The 1,027-nt window shown below is 76.5% G+C and carries 1 pseudogene; it reads left to right on the top strand.

What is annotated here, in order from left to right:
• Positions 1–140: 140 nt before the first annotated feature.
• A pseudogene (locus tag L7D48_RS29030) lies at positions 141–1,027 on the top strand (hypothetical protein); the annotation flags it as partial.

The raw sequence follows: 1,027 nt of genomic DNA, 5'->3' as shown, positions 1-1,027 counted from the left end.
ACCACGGGGGGCACGGCGGCGGTGGTGGTGGTCACGAAGGCCGTGGTGGTGGGGATGGAGGCGACGGCGGGCACGGTGGCGAGCAGCGGTCCCGCGACGGTGGCGAGAACCACGGCGGCGGCCACGGAGGTCACGGCGGGATGCGGATGCCCGGCGGGCTGATGATGGCCGACCGCGCCGAGGACCGCGACGGCCTGAAGCTGGACGTGCTGCACGTACCGCTGGGGCCGGTGCTGCCCGACTGGCCCGCCGGACTCGTCATCGACACCGTCCTGCAAGGGGACGTCGTGCAGCGGGCCGAGGGGCGTGTGCTCCCCTCCGCGGGGCCGTGCCCTCCACCCTTCTGGCACACCGGCGACGGCCGCACCGTCGCTCCCGGAGCCCGTACGGCCGCCCGCCATCTGGACTCGCTGGGACGGCTGTTCGCCCTGACCGGCTGGGAGGACGCCGCGGCCGGGGCCCGCCGATTGCGTGACCGGCTGCTCGCGGGCGTGCCGGCGGACGCGGTCCGCGCGGACTTCGGGCCCTTGCGGCGGCGGGTGGAGCGCTCGCGCACGCTGCGGTGGGCGACGGACGGCATCGGCGTGCTCACTCCGGCCGACGCGGTACGGCTGGGCGTGAGCGGTCCCGCCGTACGGGCCCGGCCACCCCACGACGCGACCGCGCGCTGGCTGAGGTGGCTGACCGAGACGGAGCAGGCGCTGGCGGGCGGGAAGGTGTCCGACGGCGGTCCGCGCGGACACGTGGCCCCGGACGGCTCCCCGCCCTCGCGTGGCCTGTTGAACGCGGCCGTTGAGTTGGCACCGGGTCTGGAGCTGTCCGCCGTCCGGCTGCTGGTGGCGAGTCTCGACCCCGATCCGGACGAACTGGCGGCAGCACCGGAGCCGGGCGGGGCGCGGGAAGAGGCGGGGAAGGACTCGCACCGGGGCCGCCATGGCGACGGGGAGCGCCATGGCCACGAGGAGCACCGGGACCACGGAGAGGAACAGGGTCGCGGTGAGGGGCGCGGGCAGGGGCACGGTGAGGG

Source organism: Streptomyces sp. ICN903, from assembly GCF_022015835.1.
Lineage (GTDB): Bacteria > Actinomycetota > Actinomycetes > Streptomycetales > Streptomycetaceae > Streptomyces > Streptomyces fenghuangensis.
Note: the sequence above shows the minus strand (reverse complement) of the source record. Positions and strands in the feature narration are given on the sequence as shown.